This is a genomic window from Arthrobacter sp. SAFR-179 (assembly GCF_059414945.1).
The window spans coordinates 58,293-74,369 of the sequence record NZ_JBPFDM010000014.1; the positions used below are offsets into that span (position 1 = coordinate 58,293).

General features: G+C 65.8%; 11 protein-coding genes. 3 read left to right on the forward strand and 8 right to left on the reverse strand.

The window, feature by feature from the left end:
- The first annotated feature begins 166 nt into the window (after positions 1–166).
- Entirely contained in the window at positions 167–1,378 is a 1,212-nt protein-coding gene (locus ACR65K_RS18660) for a Gfo/Idh/MocA family protein (protein WP_440154475.1), read from the forward strand.
- The gene (locus ACR65K_RS18665; protein ID WP_440154476.1) at positions 1,378–4,653 is read left to right on the forward strand and encodes a family 78 glycoside hydrolase catalytic domain; all 3,276 of its coding nucleotides are present in this window, start codon (positions 1,378–1,380) and stop codon (positions 4,651–4,653) included. Before ACR65K_RS18660 ends, ACR65K_RS18665 begins: the two co-directional genes overlap by 1 nt.
- Here the strand turns inward: ACR65K_RS18665 and ACR65K_RS18670 are convergent.
- Genes ACR65K_RS18670 through ACR65K_RS18690 form a run of 5 tightly spaced genes read right to left on the reverse strand, consistent with a single transcriptional unit; the run spans position 4,650 to position 9,787 of the window.
- A complete protein-coding gene (locus tag ACR65K_RS18670; RefSeq protein WP_440154477.1) occupies positions 4,650–5,927 on the reverse strand; it encodes an MFS transporter in 1,278 nt (425 codons plus the stop codon). The two genes, ACR65K_RS18665 and ACR65K_RS18670, sit on opposite strands and share 4 nt — an antisense overlap.
- 2 nt (positions 5,928–5,929) lie before the next feature.
- Entirely contained in the window at positions 5,930–6,562 is a 633-nt protein-coding gene (locus tag ACR65K_RS18675) for a Poxvirus protein I5 (protein WP_440154478.1), read from the reverse strand.
- 17 nt (positions 6,563–6,579) lie between these two features.
- A complete protein-coding gene (locus tag ACR65K_RS18680; protein ID WP_440154479.1) occupies positions 6,580–7,497 on the reverse strand; it encodes a carbohydrate ABC transporter permease in 918 nt (305 codons plus the stop codon).
- On the reverse strand, positions 7,494–8,447 hold the full coding sequence (locus ACR65K_RS18685) for a carbohydrate ABC transporter permease (protein ID WP_440154480.1): 954 nt from the start codon (positions 8,445–8,447) through the stop codon (positions 7,494–7,496). Before ACR65K_RS18685 ends, ACR65K_RS18680 begins: the two co-directional genes overlap by 4 nt.
- A 50-nt stretch (positions 8,448–8,497) precedes the next feature.
- A complete protein-coding gene (locus ACR65K_RS18690; RefSeq protein ID WP_440154481.1) occupies positions 8,498–9,787 on the reverse strand; it encodes an ABC transporter substrate-binding protein in 1,290 nt (429 codons plus the stop codon).
- 175 nt (positions 9,788–9,962) lie between these two features.
- Between ACR65K_RS18690 and ACR65K_RS18695 the strand changes: the two genes are divergently transcribed.
- Positions 9,963–11,981 carry a beta-galactosidase gene (locus tag ACR65K_RS18695; RefSeq protein ID WP_440154482.1) on the forward strand — a complete coding sequence of 673 codons (2,019 nt, stop codon included), beginning with the start codon at positions 9,963–9,965 and terminating at the stop codon, positions 11,979–11,981.
- Positions 11,982–12,252: 271 nt separating this feature from the next.
- Here the strand turns inward: ACR65K_RS18695 and ACR65K_RS18700 are convergent, their stop codons facing one another.
- The 3 genes from ACR65K_RS18700 to ACR65K_RS18710 all read right to left on the reverse strand — a co-directional run bounded on the left by ACR65K_RS18700 (position 12,253) and on the right by ACR65K_RS18710 (position 15,750).
- Positions 12,253–13,623 (reverse strand): ABC transporter substrate-binding protein, encoded by a 1,371-nt coding sequence (locus tag ACR65K_RS18700; protein ID WP_440154483.1) that lies wholly within the window; start codon positions 13,621–13,623, stop codon positions 12,253–12,255.
- Positions 13,624–13,871: 248 nt separating this feature from the next.
- Positions 13,872–14,816 carry a carbohydrate ABC transporter permease gene (locus ACR65K_RS18705; RefSeq protein WP_056328683.1) on the reverse strand — a complete coding sequence of 315 codons (945 nt, stop codon included), beginning with the start codon at positions 14,814–14,816 and terminating at the stop codon, positions 13,872–13,874.
- Positions 14,806–15,750, reverse strand: a complete 945-nt coding sequence (locus ACR65K_RS18710) for a carbohydrate ABC transporter permease (protein ID WP_056328680.1) — start codon at positions 15,748–15,750, stop codon at positions 14,806–14,808. The genes ACR65K_RS18705 and ACR65K_RS18710 overlap by 11 nt, the downstream gene beginning before the upstream one ends.
- Positions 15,751–16,077 lie beyond the last annotated feature (327 nt).

Below are 16,077 nucleotides of genomic sequence, written 5' to 3' on the forward strand. Positions count from 1 at the left end.
TAGACCCACCGCCACGCGTTGGTCAAGCGAAATTTTGAATCGTTACATAGCTGGACTGCGGAGGGCTGCATGCCGCACACTTGTTGGTGGAAAGCGCTTGCTGAAATCTCGCTGGCGCGAAGATTGGGCACCCGAAAAGCTGGTGCCCGGGCGGAATGGAGAACCATTGGGAACGGCAACGGAAGCCCCCGGCAGTGAGGCCGGAACAGCGGCCACCCCGGCATCCGCGGCACGGGTTGCGCTGGTGGGAGTGCACGGCTTTGGCACCCACCACCTCCGGAACCTGGAGCGCCTCCAGGCCGGAGGCAGCGTTGAACTCGTTGCCGTGGCGGACCCGCAGCCGCCGGCACCCGGGGCGGTCCCGCCGCCGGCCGCTTCCTACCCGGGACTGGACCGCCTCCTGGAGGACACCCCGGACCTGGACCTGATCATTGTGGCCACGCCCATCCAGACCCATGCCCCGCTGGCCCTGGCCGCCCTCGCCACGGATGCGGAACTGTACCTGGAGAAGCCGCCCGTCGCCTCCCTGGCCGACTTCAACCGCCTCTGCGCAGCGGCTTCGGCATCCGGCCGCGGGGTACAAATCGGATTCCAGAGCCTCGGCTCGCACGCCCTGAAGGCCATCGAAGAACTGCTTGCCGCCGGCACCATCGGGACCCTGGAAGGCATCTCCGCCACCGGGCGCTGGGTCCGCGACAGGTCCTACTACAAACGCTCCCGCTGGGCCGGAAAACGGAGCATCAACGGCGTGGACGTGGTGGACGGTGTGGCCACCAACCCGCTGGCGCACGCCGTGGCGACTGCCCTGCGCATTGCCGGGGCGCGCACTACGGCGGACGTCGCTTCCGTGGAGACCGAACTGTACCGCGCCAACGACATCGAATCCGATGACACTTCCGTGATCCGGATCCGCACCGCGGCCGGCCTGCCCATTACGTGCGCCCTGACCATCTGCGCGTCGGAGTCCGTGGAGCCCTATCTGACCCTGCAGGGCTCGGCCGGCACGGCGGTGTTCCACTACACAGAGGACCGGCTCACCATCGAGACGGAGTCCGGGCGCACGGAGAAAACGTACGGCCGCGACGACCTGACGGAAAACCTGCTGGCCCACCGGGCGCACGGCGTTCCGCTCACCAGCAGCCTGGTGGACAGCGGAGCCTTCATGCTGGTGCTGGAGGCTGTCAGGACAGCGCCCCTTCCTGCCCCCATCGATCCCGCACATGTCCACTGGGAAGGCGAAGGCGACGCAGCGCACGCCGTGGTGGTGGGCATTGAGGACGCCCTGGAGCGCGCGGGCCGGCAGCATGCCACGTTCAGCGAACTGGGCCTCCCCTGGGCTGCAGCCGCCCCGGTTGCCTTCGAGCTGCCCGCCTCCTGATGGCAGCGCAGGAACCGGAAGCCGGCCAGCTCCACGCGGCCAACCTCCTGACGGACGGGCTTGCGTCCTGCCTGACCGCAGCCCCCTCCCCTGCATTCAGCTGGCAGCTGGGCATGGATGACGACGGCGATCCAGCCCTTGCGCGGCAAACGGGCTATGAGCTTGAGGTACAGGACGCCCAGGGCACGGTTTTGTGGATGTCGGGACCGGTGGCATCATCCTGCCAGCGCGGCATTCCGTTTGGCGGTTCCCGGCTGGACGACGATGCTGACTACGCCTGGCGCGTGCGCATCCGGGACGGAGCCGGAGTGACCGGTTCCTGGTCTGCCCTGCAGCCCTTCAGCACAGGCCTGACTGACAGTTCCTGGCAGGCCGGCTGGATGGGCCGGGCGCCGGGTGGACGTGCTCCGCTGGAAATACTTAACGGCGCGCTCCGGGTGGCCGGGTCCCCCTTCCTGCCAGTCCCCTGCCCCGGGCTCCGCAGCTTTCAGCTGGAGGCCCGGCTCCGCCCCGTGATGGGCCGCGCTGGCGTGCTCCTGCGCAGCAGCGGCCCCGGAACCGGCCTGCTGCTGGAGCTGGGCGCCGACGGACAGGTATCGCTCCGTCACGCTCCGGCCTGGGAGATCCCGGGCCCCGCCGCTCCGGAAACCCCGGTATTGGCCAGCGCCCAAGCCACCTGCGCCGCGTCCGGTGCCTGGCGGCACCTTGCGGTCAGCGACGACGGCAGGACCATTCGGGTGGCCGTCGACGGCTTGGAACTGCTGGCGGTTGATGAGCCGCTTGGACAGTCCGTTGACCAGTCCCTTGGCCGAGCCGCCGCGGGCAGTATCGCCCTGCATCAGGGCCCGCGAAGCCAGGCCGAGTACGCCTCACTCCGCATCGCCGGAACCGCGCAAGAGGCGCCCGGCGAACAGGCCGTCCTGCTGGACCACCGGTTTGACGCTGGCAGTGAGCTGGCCCTGGCCTCCCTGGCGCACTGGTCACGGACCACGGCACACCGCCAGCCCGATGAGTGGACCCTGTTCCGGAGCACCCTGAAGCTCACGGGGACAGTGCGGCGGGCCCGGCTCTACGCCGCAGCCCACCACCACGCCCAGCTCTCCGTCGCCGGGACACCCTGTCTTAGCACCACCTCATTTGGCTACCCCGGCGAAGGCTATTACGACGCCGCCGATCTCACGGAGGTCCTCGCCCAACACCCCGCGGACACGCCCGTGCCGGTGACAGCCCTGCTCCACTGGTACGGCCCGGGCCAGGGCCGTGCCGCCGGCATTCCGGGCCTCCTGGTCCGGCTCACCGTGGACTACGACGACGGGCGCCGCGAGGTCCTCACGTCCGGCCCGGACTGGACCGCCGGCGAAGCCCCGTACCGCCAGTCGGGCTACCGCAACGATGAGGGCGATCCGGTGGAGCACCTGGACGGGGAGGCTGCGGCGTCCCTTAACGCCGCCACGGACCTGCCGGCCGCCATCATCTCAGGCCGCCATCCGTCGTCGGACTTTCCCCGGCTGCACCCCCGCAGGACATTCCTTTCAGGCCGGTTCGTGGCGCCGCAGCAGTTCCTGACCGCCGGCGACGGCACAATGGTGGCGGACTTCGGACAGGTCATCCCCGCGAGGCCCGAAATTGATTTCCTGGACGGCGCGCCGGGACGCACCGTCATGCTCCGCGCCGGCTACGCGCTGGGCCCCGACGGCCGGGTGGACGCCGGGAAGACCGCCAGCCAGAACACCGACATGTCCTTCCCCTACACCCAGACCTCCGGGCCGCAGCACTACCGGGCGTCGGTGCACCTGGGCTTCCGGTACCTGGAGGTCCCGGGGGTGGACGCCGCGGAGGTCTCACGCGTTGGCGCCGCCACCGTCCACGCCGGCCACCCTGCCGAGGGCAGCTTCAGCAGCTCGGACCCGGTTCTGGACTCCGTCTTCGGGCTGCTCCGCGATTCTGCGCTGTACGGCGTGCAGGAACAGTTCGTCGATACCCCCACCCGCGAAAAGGGACAGTTCCTGGCCGACGCCGCCAACATTTCCTATGCCACCATGGCGCTGTTCGGCGAACACGCCTTTACGGCGCAGGCGCTGCGGGAGTTCGCCTGGTCCGCCTGCCGCTACTGGAGCGCCGGGGAGGAGAAGGGACGCTACAACGCCGTCTATCCCAACGGCGACGGCAAACGCGACATCCCCGATTTCTCCCTGATGCTGCCGGAGTGGGCGGAGGAGTACCACCTGCGCACCGGCGATCTTGCCCTGGCCCGGGAACTGCTGCCGCACCTGCGTGACACGGCGGACTACGCCCTGCGCCACATCCCCGCGAAGGGCCCGACGGCGGGACTGGTCACCAACCTGGGCGGCGGCTCCGGCCCCTACCTGCACGGCATCGTGGACTGGCCGGCTCCCGGCCGGTTCGGCTACGACATGGAATGCGCGGCCAAAACCACTGTCAATGCCCAGGCCTACTCCGCGCTGGTGTCCACGGCCCGGCTCTGCGGCGCGGCAGGTGATGAGGAAGCGGCATCCCGCTACGCCGCCGCTGCCCGCGCACTGGCAGCCGGCGTCCGCACGCGCCTGCGGGTGAACGGAGTCATGGTGGACGGGCTGCACGCTGACGGGACGCCCAGCTCCCACGCCTCCCAGCACGCCACCTCCTTCCCCCTGTCGCTGGGGATCATCGAGCCAACGTGCGCCGCTGCGGACGCCGCCCGGATTGCCGGAATGGGCATGCGGCAGGGCCCCATGACCGTGCATCGGCTGGTCCGTGCGCTGTTGGGTCAAGGGATGACGGATGCCGTGCTGAACCTGCTGACGAACAAGGATCAGCCCGGCTGGGCGCGGCTCCTGGACCGCGGCGCCACCTTCACCTGGGAGGCGTGGGACCTGGCGGACGGCAGCGACTACAGCCAGTCGCACGCCTGGTCCGCCTCGGTGCTCAAGGAAATCCTGGAGCACCTGCTCGGAGTCCGCTTCAGTATGCCGGGCGGTAGCGAGGTGCTGATCGAGCCGCCGCTGTGCCGGTTGGAGCACGCCTGCGGCAGCGTCCCGGTAGGCAACGGATATGTGCACGCCGGGTGGCAGCGCCGCGGCGGACAGGTGGAGCTGGAGTGCACCATTCCACCCGGGGTTACGGCCACCGTCCGGCTGCCCGCCGGCACTTACGGGGCCAAGGGGCCTGCTGCGAATGCCGCCGTCGTGCGTTCCGCTTCAGGTGACCATCAAGGGGCAGGGGCCACGCGCGACTTCCGGGTGCACACCGGAACGTGGACGTTCACGCCCGCCTAAGCCTCCGCTGGCGCAGAATCCCCCTGCCGTCGCCCGTGCCACCACAGCAGCAGGCCCACCACGGCCGCGGAGAGCATCCCCAGGCCGCCGGTGACCACCAGGCCGGCGCGGACGCCGAACTGTTCGGTCAGCCAGCCCGCCAGGAGTCCCCCGCAGGCATGGCCGCCAAGCAGGAGCGGAAGATACAGCGCCATGACCCGGCCGCGGATGGCGGGCCCCGCCTCGAGCTGGACGGCGGTGGCGGCGCTGGTCAGGAACAAAAGCGTCATGATGCCCACCACCACCAGCATGGCCACGAACAGCACCAGGTTGGGCATCAGGGCGGCCACCAGCTGGGACAGCCCGAAGAGGCCTGCCGCAGCCACTATGCCGCGGCGGCCCATGTTGCCCAGCCGGGCCGCAAGGAGCGCGCCTGCCAGCGCCCCAAGGGCACTGACGGTGTTGAACAGACCAAAACCTTCCACACCGTTGTGCCACACGCGTTCGGCGAAGGCGGCGAGGACCACGGGCCCGTTCATGCCGAAGGCACCCAGCAACCCTGCCAGCAGGATGAGGAGGAGCAGCCGCGGCCGTTCCCGGACGTAGCGGAAACCGGCCAGCACCTGCCCGCGCCCCCGCTCTGCCGGCGTACCCGGATGCAGTTCCTGCACACGGATGGCGGCGATCATGCCCAGCACCAGCACACCGATCAGCGCGTTTGAGGCGAAGGCTGCCGCAGGTCCCGCCTGTGCGATCAGGATCCCGCCCAGTGCCGGCCCAACCATGGCACCCAGTTGGGACAGCGCGTTGTTGAGTCCGATCGCGGGCCGCAGTCCGGCGTCGCCCACCACTTCGTTGACAAAGACCTGCCGGGTGGGCTGGTCCACCGCTGCCGTGATGCCCAGGGCAATGCAGCTGGCGTAGACCACCCACACGGTAATGGTGCCGCTCGCAGCCCATGCGGCCAGCCCCACACCGAGCAGGACAATGATTGACTGGCACACCATCATGATGCGGCGCTTGGGGAAGATGTCCACCACCAGTCCCGCGAGCGGCCCCACCACCAGCATGGGCAGGAATTGGAGGGCGACGGCGGCACCCACCGCGGCGGGGCTTCCGGTCAGCTGCAGCACCAGCCAGTCCTGGGCCAGGCGCTGCATCCAGACACCAAGGCTGCCGGCCAGCTGCATGGCCAGGAACAGCCGGTAATTGTGCTGTTTTAGGGGGTGGTACCAGCGCGGCTGGCTGGTCCCGGGACGGGCGTCCGGAGCGGAACGGGTGCGGCGGGAAGGCACAGTCAGTTGCGGTGGCGGCCGGAGCGCAGCTTCACTGCGGCCGCAGCCAGGATCAGGGTGCCGGGAACCACCACGAAAAGTGCGGCGAGCATCCAGACGAACACCACGGCGCCGAACAGCGCGGCGGCGATCAGCAGCGAACCGGTCCAGTCGCGCAGCGAGATTGCCTGGCCGGCCTGGAGTGCCTGGCGCCACGTGTCATTGCCGGTGCTTCCGGTGCCGGAGAAATCGGACCATGCGGATGCCGTGCGGAGCAGCAGGATGGCTGCGCCGGCGGCAAGCAGCAGCGTGGCGGGAAGGACCAGCCCGCGGCCCGGCAGCTGCCCCACCCATGCGAGCAGAAGGTTCAGGACAGTTACGACGGCGGCTGCCGCAGTGGTGAGCCCCAGTTTCCAGCTGCCCGGCAGGGCAGCCTTGAACAGGCTCCAGAGGCCGCGGACGGAATCGTCCCGGCCGTTCAGGTGCCGCTCAAGGTGGGCGGTGCCGGCCGCGTAGGCGGCGGGGATGGTGACCAGCGGGATGGACAGCACCAGCACCAGCACCCCCGCCAGGAGGGTTTCGGAGAACAGGGCGAACCGGTTCACCGGGATGGGCTCGTGGCTGGATGCGGGCGTGGTGCTGTCCATGACGCTCATTTTCTGTCTCGTTTCCGCTAGCCCTTGAGGCCCTGGGTGGAGACGCCTTCAACAATGTACCGCTGGAAGATCAGGAAGAAGATCAGCACGGGCAGCAGGGCCAGGACGGACATGGCGATCATGGCGCCGTAGTCCGAGGACTGGGTCTGGTCCACGAAGAGCCGCAGGGCCAGCGGCAGCGGGTACTTGTCAGGGGTGTTCAGGTACAGCAGCGGGCCCAGGAAGTCGTTCCAGCTCCAGATGAAGGAGAAGATCGAGGTGGAGATCAGGGCCGGCTTCATCAGCGGCAGCATGATGGAACCAAAAATCCGTGCGTGTCCGGCGCCATCGATCCTCGCCGCCTCATCCAGCTCCGCGGGCAGTCCGCGCATGAACTGGACCATGAGGAAGACGAAGAACGCGTCCGCCGCCAGGAACTTGCCGATCAGCAGCGGCACATAGGTGTCCACCAGGCCCAGCTGCTGGAACACGATGTACTGCGGGATGATCACCACGTGGAAGGGCAGCAGCAGGGTGGCGATCATCATGCCGAAGAAGACGCTGCGGCCGGGGAAGTTGATCCGGGCGAACGCGTATGCCGACACGCTCGCCGACAGGACGGTCCCCACCACCGCGCCGATGGCCAGGATCAATGAGTTGGTGAAGAACTGCAGGGTAGACACCCCGCCGATCCCGTCCATCGCGGTGACGAAGTTGTCGAAGCTGAAGTTGTTGGACCACAGCGACGTGTTCTGGCCGCCGATTTCTGAGTTGGGCTTGAAGGACGACGCGATCATCCACAGGGCGGGGTAGAGCACGATGGCGGTCAGGGCCAGAGCCACGATGTGGAAGATGACGCTCTTGGCCCGCTTGGTCCCGGCCGATTCGGACTTCGGGTTGTAGTGCGCCAGTTCTGCGTCCGGGAGGGACTGGGTGGGGGTTGCCGTGCTTGTCATTTTGCATCACCGCTGTAGTGGACCCAGGACTTGGACGTGCGGAAGAAGATCAGGGTGATGATGCCGACCACGATCACCAGCAGCCAGGCCATGGCCGAAGCGTAGCCCATCCGGAAATCGCTGAAGCCCCGCAGGTACAGGTAGAGGGTGTAGAAGAGGGTGGAGCCGGCCGGGCCGCCTTCACCGTTGGAAATGATGTAGGCCGACGCGAAGATCTGGAATGCGTGGATGGTTTCCATCAGCAGGTTGAAGAAGATCACCGGGGAGAGCATGGGCCAGGTGATGTTGAAGAACTTCCGCACCGGGCCGGCGCCGTCCATCGACGCTGCCTCGTACAGTTCGCCGGGGATCTGCTTGAGGCCGGCCAGGAAGATCACCATCGGGGCGCCGAACTGCCACACCGTCAGCAGGATGAACATGGGCATGGTCATGGCCGGATTGCCCACCCAGCCGCCAAGGTTGATCCCGAAGAAGGACAGGCCCTGGTCCACCGGGCCGGAATCGCCGAACATGGCCTTCCAGACAATGGCGATGGAGACGGAGGCACCGATCAGGGAGGGTGCGTAGAAGGCGGAGCGGTAGAAGCCCTGGCCGCGGCGCTTGCTGTTGAGCAGCATGGCCACCGCGAGCGCGGCTGCGAGCTTCAGTGGCGTACCGAAGACCACGTAGCCCACGGTCACGCCGACCGACTGCAGGAAGCGTTCGTCCTGGAACAGGGTGGTGTAGTTGTCCAGGCCGATCCACTTGGGCGGCTCGAACAGGTTGTAGTTGGTGAAGGACAGGTAGAGCGAGGAGATCATCGGCCCAACCGTGAGGGCAATGAATCCCAGCAGCCAGGGCAGCAGGAAGGTGTAGCCGGCACGGGCGTCCGTGCCCCGCTGCCGCGACTTGCGCGGCAGCGGGGGCGTGGACGACGCCGAACGCCTGCTCAGAGTTGGGCTTTGAGTCACGAGTTCATTCCGTCAGTCGTGGAACCTGGATGGGAGGGCATGGCGCCGGATCAGGCGTTCTGCTTGATGAGGTCTTCGGCTTCCTTGAACCAGGCGTCTGCTGCACCGTCGATGGTGAGCTTGCCGTAGTTCAGGTCCGAGGCAACGCGCTTGAAGGAGGCTTCGAGCGTGCCGAAACCGACGATGGGCGGCTCGGGGGCGTCCTTGAGGTACTTCTCAATGGACTTCTCGTAATCCACCACGAGCTTGTCGGTGCCCTCGAAGGTGGTGCCGTCGCGCTGGGTCTTGGAGGCGGGGACTCCGCGGGAGGTCTTGAAGATCTGGCCAACCTCGGGGTCGTTGACCATGAAGTCGATGAACCGTGCCGCCGCGTCCTTGTACTTGGTCTTGGCGCTGGCCACCATCAGCATGGACGGCTTCAGGAACAGGCCCAGGTTGTCCGGGTCATCCGAGGGCGGCGGCACCAGCTTGAGTTCCTTCGCGCCGCTGTCCGCGAGGTAGCCGGCCATGAAGTTGTCCCAGGTGAACTCTGTAGCCGCGGCATTGGAGCCGAACGGCGATTTGGGGGCGAGCTGCGTAACGCGCTCTTCGGGAATGATCGCCGGGGTACCTCGGAGGGCCGCCGTCGTATTCCACCACTTCTTCAGGTCATCCTTGCTGAAGCCGAGCTTGCCCTCGGAGGTGAAGGCCTGAATGTTGTTCTGGCGCAGCCAGATGTTGAACATCCACCAGATGCCGGTGTAGTCGCCGCCGCCGTAGAGCGCGCCGTTGCTCTTGGTCCCCACTTGGGTCATGAAGTCGTTGAATTCCTTGTACGTCCACTTGCCTTTGGGCTCTGCAATGCCCAGGGGCGCCAGCTTTGCGGGGTCGTAGTACACCGCGAAGGCGTTGGTGCTCGTCGGGATGCCATACTGCTTTCCCTTGATCTGCCCCGACGGCATGAGTGACTTCTCGAACGCATCCGTATTGATCTTCACGGTGCCCAGGTCAAGGAGCTGGTTGCGCTGGCCGTAGTCGCGCAGGTAGGACAGGTCCCACTGCATGACGTCCGGCAGGCCGCCGCCGGCAGCCTCGGTGGCACGCTTCTGCCAGTAGCCGGCGAAGTCGGTGAAGTTGCCGTTGACCTTGATGTCCGGGTTCTTCGATTCGAAGAGGGCGATGGCCTTGCGGGTGCGCTCGGCGCGGTCGTCGTTGCCCCACCAGGTGTAGTTGATGGTGACGGGCTTATCAGCGGATCCGGTCTGGCCGGAAGAGCTGGATCCGTTGCCGCAGGCCGACAGGGCTGCGGCAGATGCGGTGCCGATGGCCACGGTAGTGAGGAAATGCCTTCTGTTGATCACGGGAGCCTCCTTGCTCGATGGGTGCTTTGCCTTTTCTCTGCCTACAACATGAGTAGTGAGCTGGCTTACACGGCTTCTGAAACGATACAATATCCGCATTCCCAGATTTGGGCAAGCGTTTTCCAAAGGTCTGATGTCAGATCGAGTTTCTGCCCCAAACAGACAAAGGAGTCCCATGACAGAGCAGGAAACCACCACGCCAGCCAGCGTTTGGACCAAGGTCCAGGGCATCGGTTTCGGTGGCGACTACAACCCTGAGCAGTGGCCAACCAGTGTCCGCTTGGAGGACCTGGAGCTCATGCGGGAAGCGGGGGTGAACTTCCTCAGCGTGGGGATCTTCTCCTGGGCGCTGCTGGAACCCTCCGAGGGGCACTACGACTTCGGCTGGCTGGACGAGGTGATGGACAACCTGGCCGGCATAGGGGTGAAGGTGGCCCTGGCCACCGCCACCGCCGCTCCCCCCGCGTGGCTGGTCCGCAAGCATCCGGAGATCCTGCCGGTCACGGCCGACGGAACCGTGCTGGGGCAGGGCTCGCGGCGGCACTACACGCCGTCGTCGGCCGTTTACCGCCGCTACGCCGCGGGGATCACGCGCGCCCTCGCGGAACGGTACAAGGACCATCCGGCCCTGGCACTGTGGCACGTGGACAACGAACTGGGATGCCACGTCTCCGAGTTCTACGGGGACGAGGACGCCGCCGCCTTCCGCGCCTGGCTGGAGCGCCGCTACGGGAGCATTGATGCGCTCAACGCCTCCTGGGGCACGGCATTCTGGTCCCAGAACTACGGCTCCTTTGACGAAATCCTGCCGCCCTCCGTTGCGCCGTCCACCCTCAATCCGGGGCAGCAGCTGGACTTCCAGCGGTTCAACTCCTGGGCGCTGATGGACTACTACCGGGAACTTGTTGCCGTTCTGCGCGAGGTGACCCCGGACATCCCCTGCACCACCAACCTGATGGCGTCCAGTGCCACCAAGTCCATGGACTACTTCGACTGGGCCAAGGACCTGGACGTCATCGCCAACGACCACTACCTGGTGGCCGCCGATCCCGAACGGCAGATCGAACTCGCGTTCAGCGCCGACCTCACCCGGGGCATTGCGGGCGGCGACCCGTGGATCCTGATGGAACATTCGACGTCGGCCGTTAATTGGCAGCCGCGCAACCAGCCCAAGATGCCCGGCGAGATGCTGCGCAATTCACTGGCACACGTGGCCCGCGGGGCGGACGCCGTGATGTTCTTCCAGTGGCGGCAGAGTTTTGCCGGGTCCGAAAAGTTCCATTCGGCCATGGTGCCGCACGGCGGACGCGACACGCGCATCTGGCGTGAGGTGGTGGAGCTCGGGGCTGCGCTGAAAAAGCTTGAGCCCGTGCGCGGTTCGCGGGTCCAGTCCCGCGCCGCGATTGTCTTTGACTACGAGGCATGGTGGGCCGCCGAAATCGACTCCAAGCCGAGCATCGACGTGAAGTACCTGGACCTCCTGCGCGCCTTCCACCGAGCATTGTTCCTCCGCGGGATTTCCGTGGACCTGGTCCATCCATCCGCTTCACTGGAGGGGTATGACCTGGTCCTCGTGTGCACGCTGTACTCCGTGACTGATGATGCCGCAGCCAACATTGCCGCAGCCGCCTCGGCCGGCGCCTCGGTGCTGGTCAGCTACTTCAGCGGCATTGTGGACGAAAAGGACCATGTGCGGCTGGGCGGCTATCCCGGCGCCTTCCGGGATCTTTTGGGGGTGCGGGTTGAGGAGTTCCACCCCCTCCTTGCCGGTTCCCGGTTGAAGCTGAGCGACGGCACGGTGTCTTCGATCTGGAGCGAGCACGTCCACCTGGCCGGCACGGAGGCGGTGCAGTTCTTTACCGAGTACCCGCTGGAGGGCGCCCCCTCCCTCACCCGGCACGCTGTGGGCAACGGCGCCGCCTGGTATCTGGCCACCTTCCCCGATCCGGACGGGATTGAAGCTGTCTTGGACAAGTTACTGGCCGAGTCCGGCGTCTCCCCTGTTGCCGCCGCCGATCCCGGGGTGGAGCTGGTGCGCCGGTTTTCCTCAGACGGGCAGAGCTATCTGTTCGCGATCAACCACACCCGTTCGGACGCTTCAGTGTCTGCCGCCGGCACCGACCTGCTGACCGGCGGGACATTCGCCGGGACCGTTCCGGCGGGCGGTGTTGCGGTTATTGCGGAGACGAGCTAGGCACACATTTGAAACGTCCGACGGCGGCACCGCCCTTGGTGCCGCCTTCCCCATCCGTCCCGGGGCACTTTGGGCACGCCTTCTGCACAAATCACGACGGCGGGCGGCGAGTCCGTGTCAAAGTGCCCCGTTTCGGAGGGCCCCCCTTAAACAGCTCTGCCCCGGAAGGAACCAGTGGTTCCTTCCGGGGCAGAGCTGCCACCCGCCGTCGGACGTCTGTGATGAGGAGGCACCATACAGACCGCCCGGAGCCGTGTTGGCGGGGTGAAGACTATTTGCTGATGGCGGACTTCATCTCATCGGTCGCTTTCTTGCCTGCGTCCTCTGGAGACAGCCGTTCGAACAGGACTTCCGAGGTGTACCGCTTGATGATTTCCTGGATGGCTCCTGCACCCTTCGGCGGCGGCGCCGGCGCCTCGCCGAGCTCATCCTTGATCTGGTCAATGAAGGTGACCACCTTGACGTCGGCCGGGGTCAGCTTCGGCTGGATCGCGGCCCGCACCTCGGAGTTGGGGTACACACCGCGGTCGGCGAGGAGGGCCTCTCCTGCTTTGACGTTGTTGGTCAGGAAATTGATGAACTTGGCCGTTTCCTGCGGGTGCTTGGTGCGCGAGGAGGCGGACCAGAACTGTGAGGCCTTGTACCAAAGGCCTGCATCATCGGCAGAGCCGGTCTTGGTGGGGAACCGCAGGATCTTCAGGTCCCCGCTTGCCTTTTCGAGTGCCGGAGCCTGGTTGGACCACCAGAAGGCCATGCCGTTCTTGCCGGTGGCCAAGCCGCTCTGGTCAAGCGGTGCAGCCTCGGCTTCCACTACCTCGGACGCGGACGGAACCGCCTTCTTCTGGCTCAGCTGCTTCAGGAAGGCCCACCACTCGGCGATATCGCCCGGCTCGAAGCCCAGCTTGCCATCGGAGGTGTACAGCGATTTGCCGTTCTGCCGGAGCCAAACCCCCAGGGAAGCCTCATCGGTTCCGTAGGCTGCCGCGCCATAGGTTCCCTTGGGCGACTTGGCGGTGATCTCTGCGGCGATCCGGCCAAAGTCGTCCCATGTCCACTTGGAGTCGTCCGGGAGCGGCACTCCGGCAGCCTGGAAAACGGCGGGGTTGGCCAGGATGGTGGCGGCGTTGATGCCTGCGGCGATCCCGGTCAGCCCCTTCTCGCCCTTGCCGGCGTTCAGCGCCGCTTCGTCCAGCTTGGAGGTGTCGATCTCGTACTTGGACAGGTCCAGAAGGGCACCGCGGCTGGAGTACTCCGTGATGTACTTCTCGTCCATCTGGATGATGTCCGGGGCATCATTGGCCGCCACCTGGGTGGCCAGCTTGTCCCAGTAACCGCTCCAGTCGCCGAACTCGGGCTTGACCTTGATCTTGGGGTTTTCGGCTTCGAACTGCTTGATGGCCTCCTGGGTCAGCTGGGCGCGCTTGTCGCCGCCCCACCAGGAGAAACGAAGCTCCACAGTCCCGTCGGCGTTCTGCGGGGCTGCTCCCCCGCCACAGGCGCTAAGCGCCATGACGGCGGCGACTGCGGCGGCAACAGCGCCGGCTTTACGGGTTCGGCCAATGCGGGGCGGGCGGCTGGTGCCTGATGCGGGTGCCCCTGCAGACTGCTTGGCAGCAGACGCAGGACGGGGAAAAAGCGGCACTGTGTACTCCGATCTTCGTTGATCCAGGTGCGGGTTGTTGTGGGGAGGGCGGCTGACGCCAGCAGAAGTCTGGCCGAAAGCTGTGAAAGCGCTTTCTGATACTAAGACTACAAGTGACTTACTTGTATTACAAGATGGTGCTGCCATGAAAATTGAGCGGTTGTTTGGGGCCACCACGACGAACGGCCCGCCACGGGGACGGGCCGTTCATCATTGGGGGTTTGCGCCCGGTTAGGGCATGCCGCCGCTTATTTGATGCCGGTGGTGGCGATGCCCTTGATGAGGAACCGCTGGCCGAAGAGGAACACCAGGAACACCGGCAGCAGGGACACGATGGACATGGCGAACAGCGAACCCCAGCTGGTAGCCGACTGTGAGTCCACGAAGGCCCGCAGTGCCACCGGAACGGTGAACATGTCCGGATCCGTGAGGTAGATCAGGGCGCCGAAGAAGTCGTTCCAGGTCCAGATGAACGTGAAGATGGTGGTGGTGGCCAGGGCCGGCACCATCAGCGGCAGGATGACCCGCAGGAAGATCCGCGGATGGCCGGCGCCGTCGATGCGCGCCGCTTCATCAAGTTCGCGCGGAATGCCGCGGATGAACTGCACCATGAGGAACACGAAGAACGCGTCCGTGGCCAGCAGTTTGGGCACCAGCAGCGGCCAGAAGGTATTCACCCAGCCGATCTGCGAGAACAGGATGTACTGCGGAACGATGACCACATGGAACGGCAGCATGATGGTCAGCAGCATGATGCCGAAGAACAGCTTCTTGCCGGTGAACTGCAGCCGGGCGAAGGCGTAGGCCGCCATGGAGCAGGAAACCAGGTTCCCCAGGATGGAACCGATCACCACGATGGCCGAGTTCAGCATGTAGTGGCCAAAGGGGTGCGTCAGCGCTGACCAGCCGGAGGTGTAATTGCTCATTTCCAGGCTGTTGAGCCAGAGGCCCGGCTCACGGAAGATCAGCTCGTTGGGACGCAGGGAGGACACCACCATCCACAGGAGCGGGTAGATCATCAACCCGCCGGCCAGGATCAGGATGCCATGCTTCATGAGCGATTTACCGCGCTGGGCCCGGCTGAAGGCCAGCGTTCCACGGGACTCGCGGACCCTGCGCTTGCGGTCGGTAGGCTTGCCGGCGCCCTCGGACTTCTTCTCCGGGGTGGGCAGCGTCTCAAGCTTAGTCGTCATAGAAAACCCAATACTTAGAAGCGATGAAGTTGATGGCGGTGAACACGCCGATGATGAGCAGCAGCACCCACGCCATGGCTGATGCGTAGCCCATGTCGAACTGGCCGAAGCCCTTTTGGTAGAGGTACAGCGTGAAGAACATCGTGGAGTCTGAAGGCCCGCCGTTGCCGCCCGAGACGATGAACGCCTGGGTGAACGACTGGAAGGAACCGATGATCTGCAGCACCAGGTTGAAGAAGATGATCGGGCTCAGCATCGGCATGGTGATCCGCCAGAACTGCTGAAGGGTGGTGGCGCCGTCCACTTTTGCAGCCTCGTAGTACATGGTGGGGATTTGCCGCAGGCCTGCCAGGAAGATGATCATCGGGGCGCCGAAGGTCCAGACGTGCAGCAGGATGATCGATCCCAATGCGGTGCCGGGGTCTGAGATCCACCCCGGCCCCTGGATGCCGAACATGGCCAGGACCTGATTCACCAGGCCGGTGGTGCCGAAGATCTGCTTCCAGAGGATGGCAACGGCAACCGAGCCGCCCAGGAGGGACGGCAGGTAGAACACCGAGCGGTAGAACGGCAGGCCGCGAAGGCCCTTGTCCAGGACGAGCGCAATGAGCAGCGCCACGGCGAGCTGCAGCGGCACACCGACAAAGACATAGGTGAACGTGACCCGCAGCGAGTTGTGCAGCCGGGCGTCACTGAGCATCCGGGTGAAGTTGTCCAGCCCGGTCCATTCCGGGGGCTGGAGCAGGTTGTAGTCCGTGAAGGAAAGGTAAAGGGACATCAGCATTGGTCCGATGGTGATGGCCACCAGGCCCACCAGCCACGGCAGCAGGAAGATGTAGGCAGCCTTGTTGTCCCGCCTGTTCGCTTTCTTCTCCTCCGGGGTGGCCTTGCCCTTCTTCCGGGTAATGGAGCTGAGTTCGCTGATGGCGCTCACAGGAGCTGCTCCGTCCGGGGGGCCAGGGGCACTGCGGCCGGCGCCGGGGCCGGACGCAGCGTCCTGGAGAGGTGTTTTGCGGCCATGTGGTCTCCTTTGGTCATCGTGGCCTCCACGTTGCGGTCATCGCCAGGCGATGGGGGATCGGGCGCTTCCCGCACAAGTTCTGCTGCCGCCTTGCGGGGGTGCAGGATCCGGGGCCGGAAGTGCCGTTTGAAATTGCGGCTCCGTACCAAAGTAAACGCTTTCTTGACTCCTGTATAGCCCTTTGTTAGTTTTTGAGAAAACGCTTTCTGTTACCGGCATCACGCCACCCCCAACCAACAA

Coding starts and splice junctions, on each gene's coding strand:
- ACR65K_RS18665 (WP_440154476.1), top strand. CDS start 1,378: ATGGCAGCGCAGGAACCGGAAGCCGGCCAGCTCCACGCGGCCAACCTC.
- ACR65K_RS18695 (WP_440154482.1), top strand. CDS start 9,963: ATGACAGAGCAGGAAACCACCACGCCAGCCAGCGTTTGGACCAAGGTC.
- ACR65K_RS18675 (WP_440154478.1), bottom strand. CDS start 6,562: ATGAGCGTCATGGACAGCACCACGCCCGCATCCAGCCACGAGCCCATC.
- ACR65K_RS18680 (WP_440154479.1), bottom strand. CDS start 7,497: ATGACAAGCACGGCAACCCCCACCCAGTCCCTCCCGGACGCAGAACTG.
- ACR65K_RS18705 (WP_056328683.1), bottom strand. CDS start 14,816: ATGACGACTAAGCTTGAGACGCTGCCCACCCCGGAGAAGAAGTCCGAG.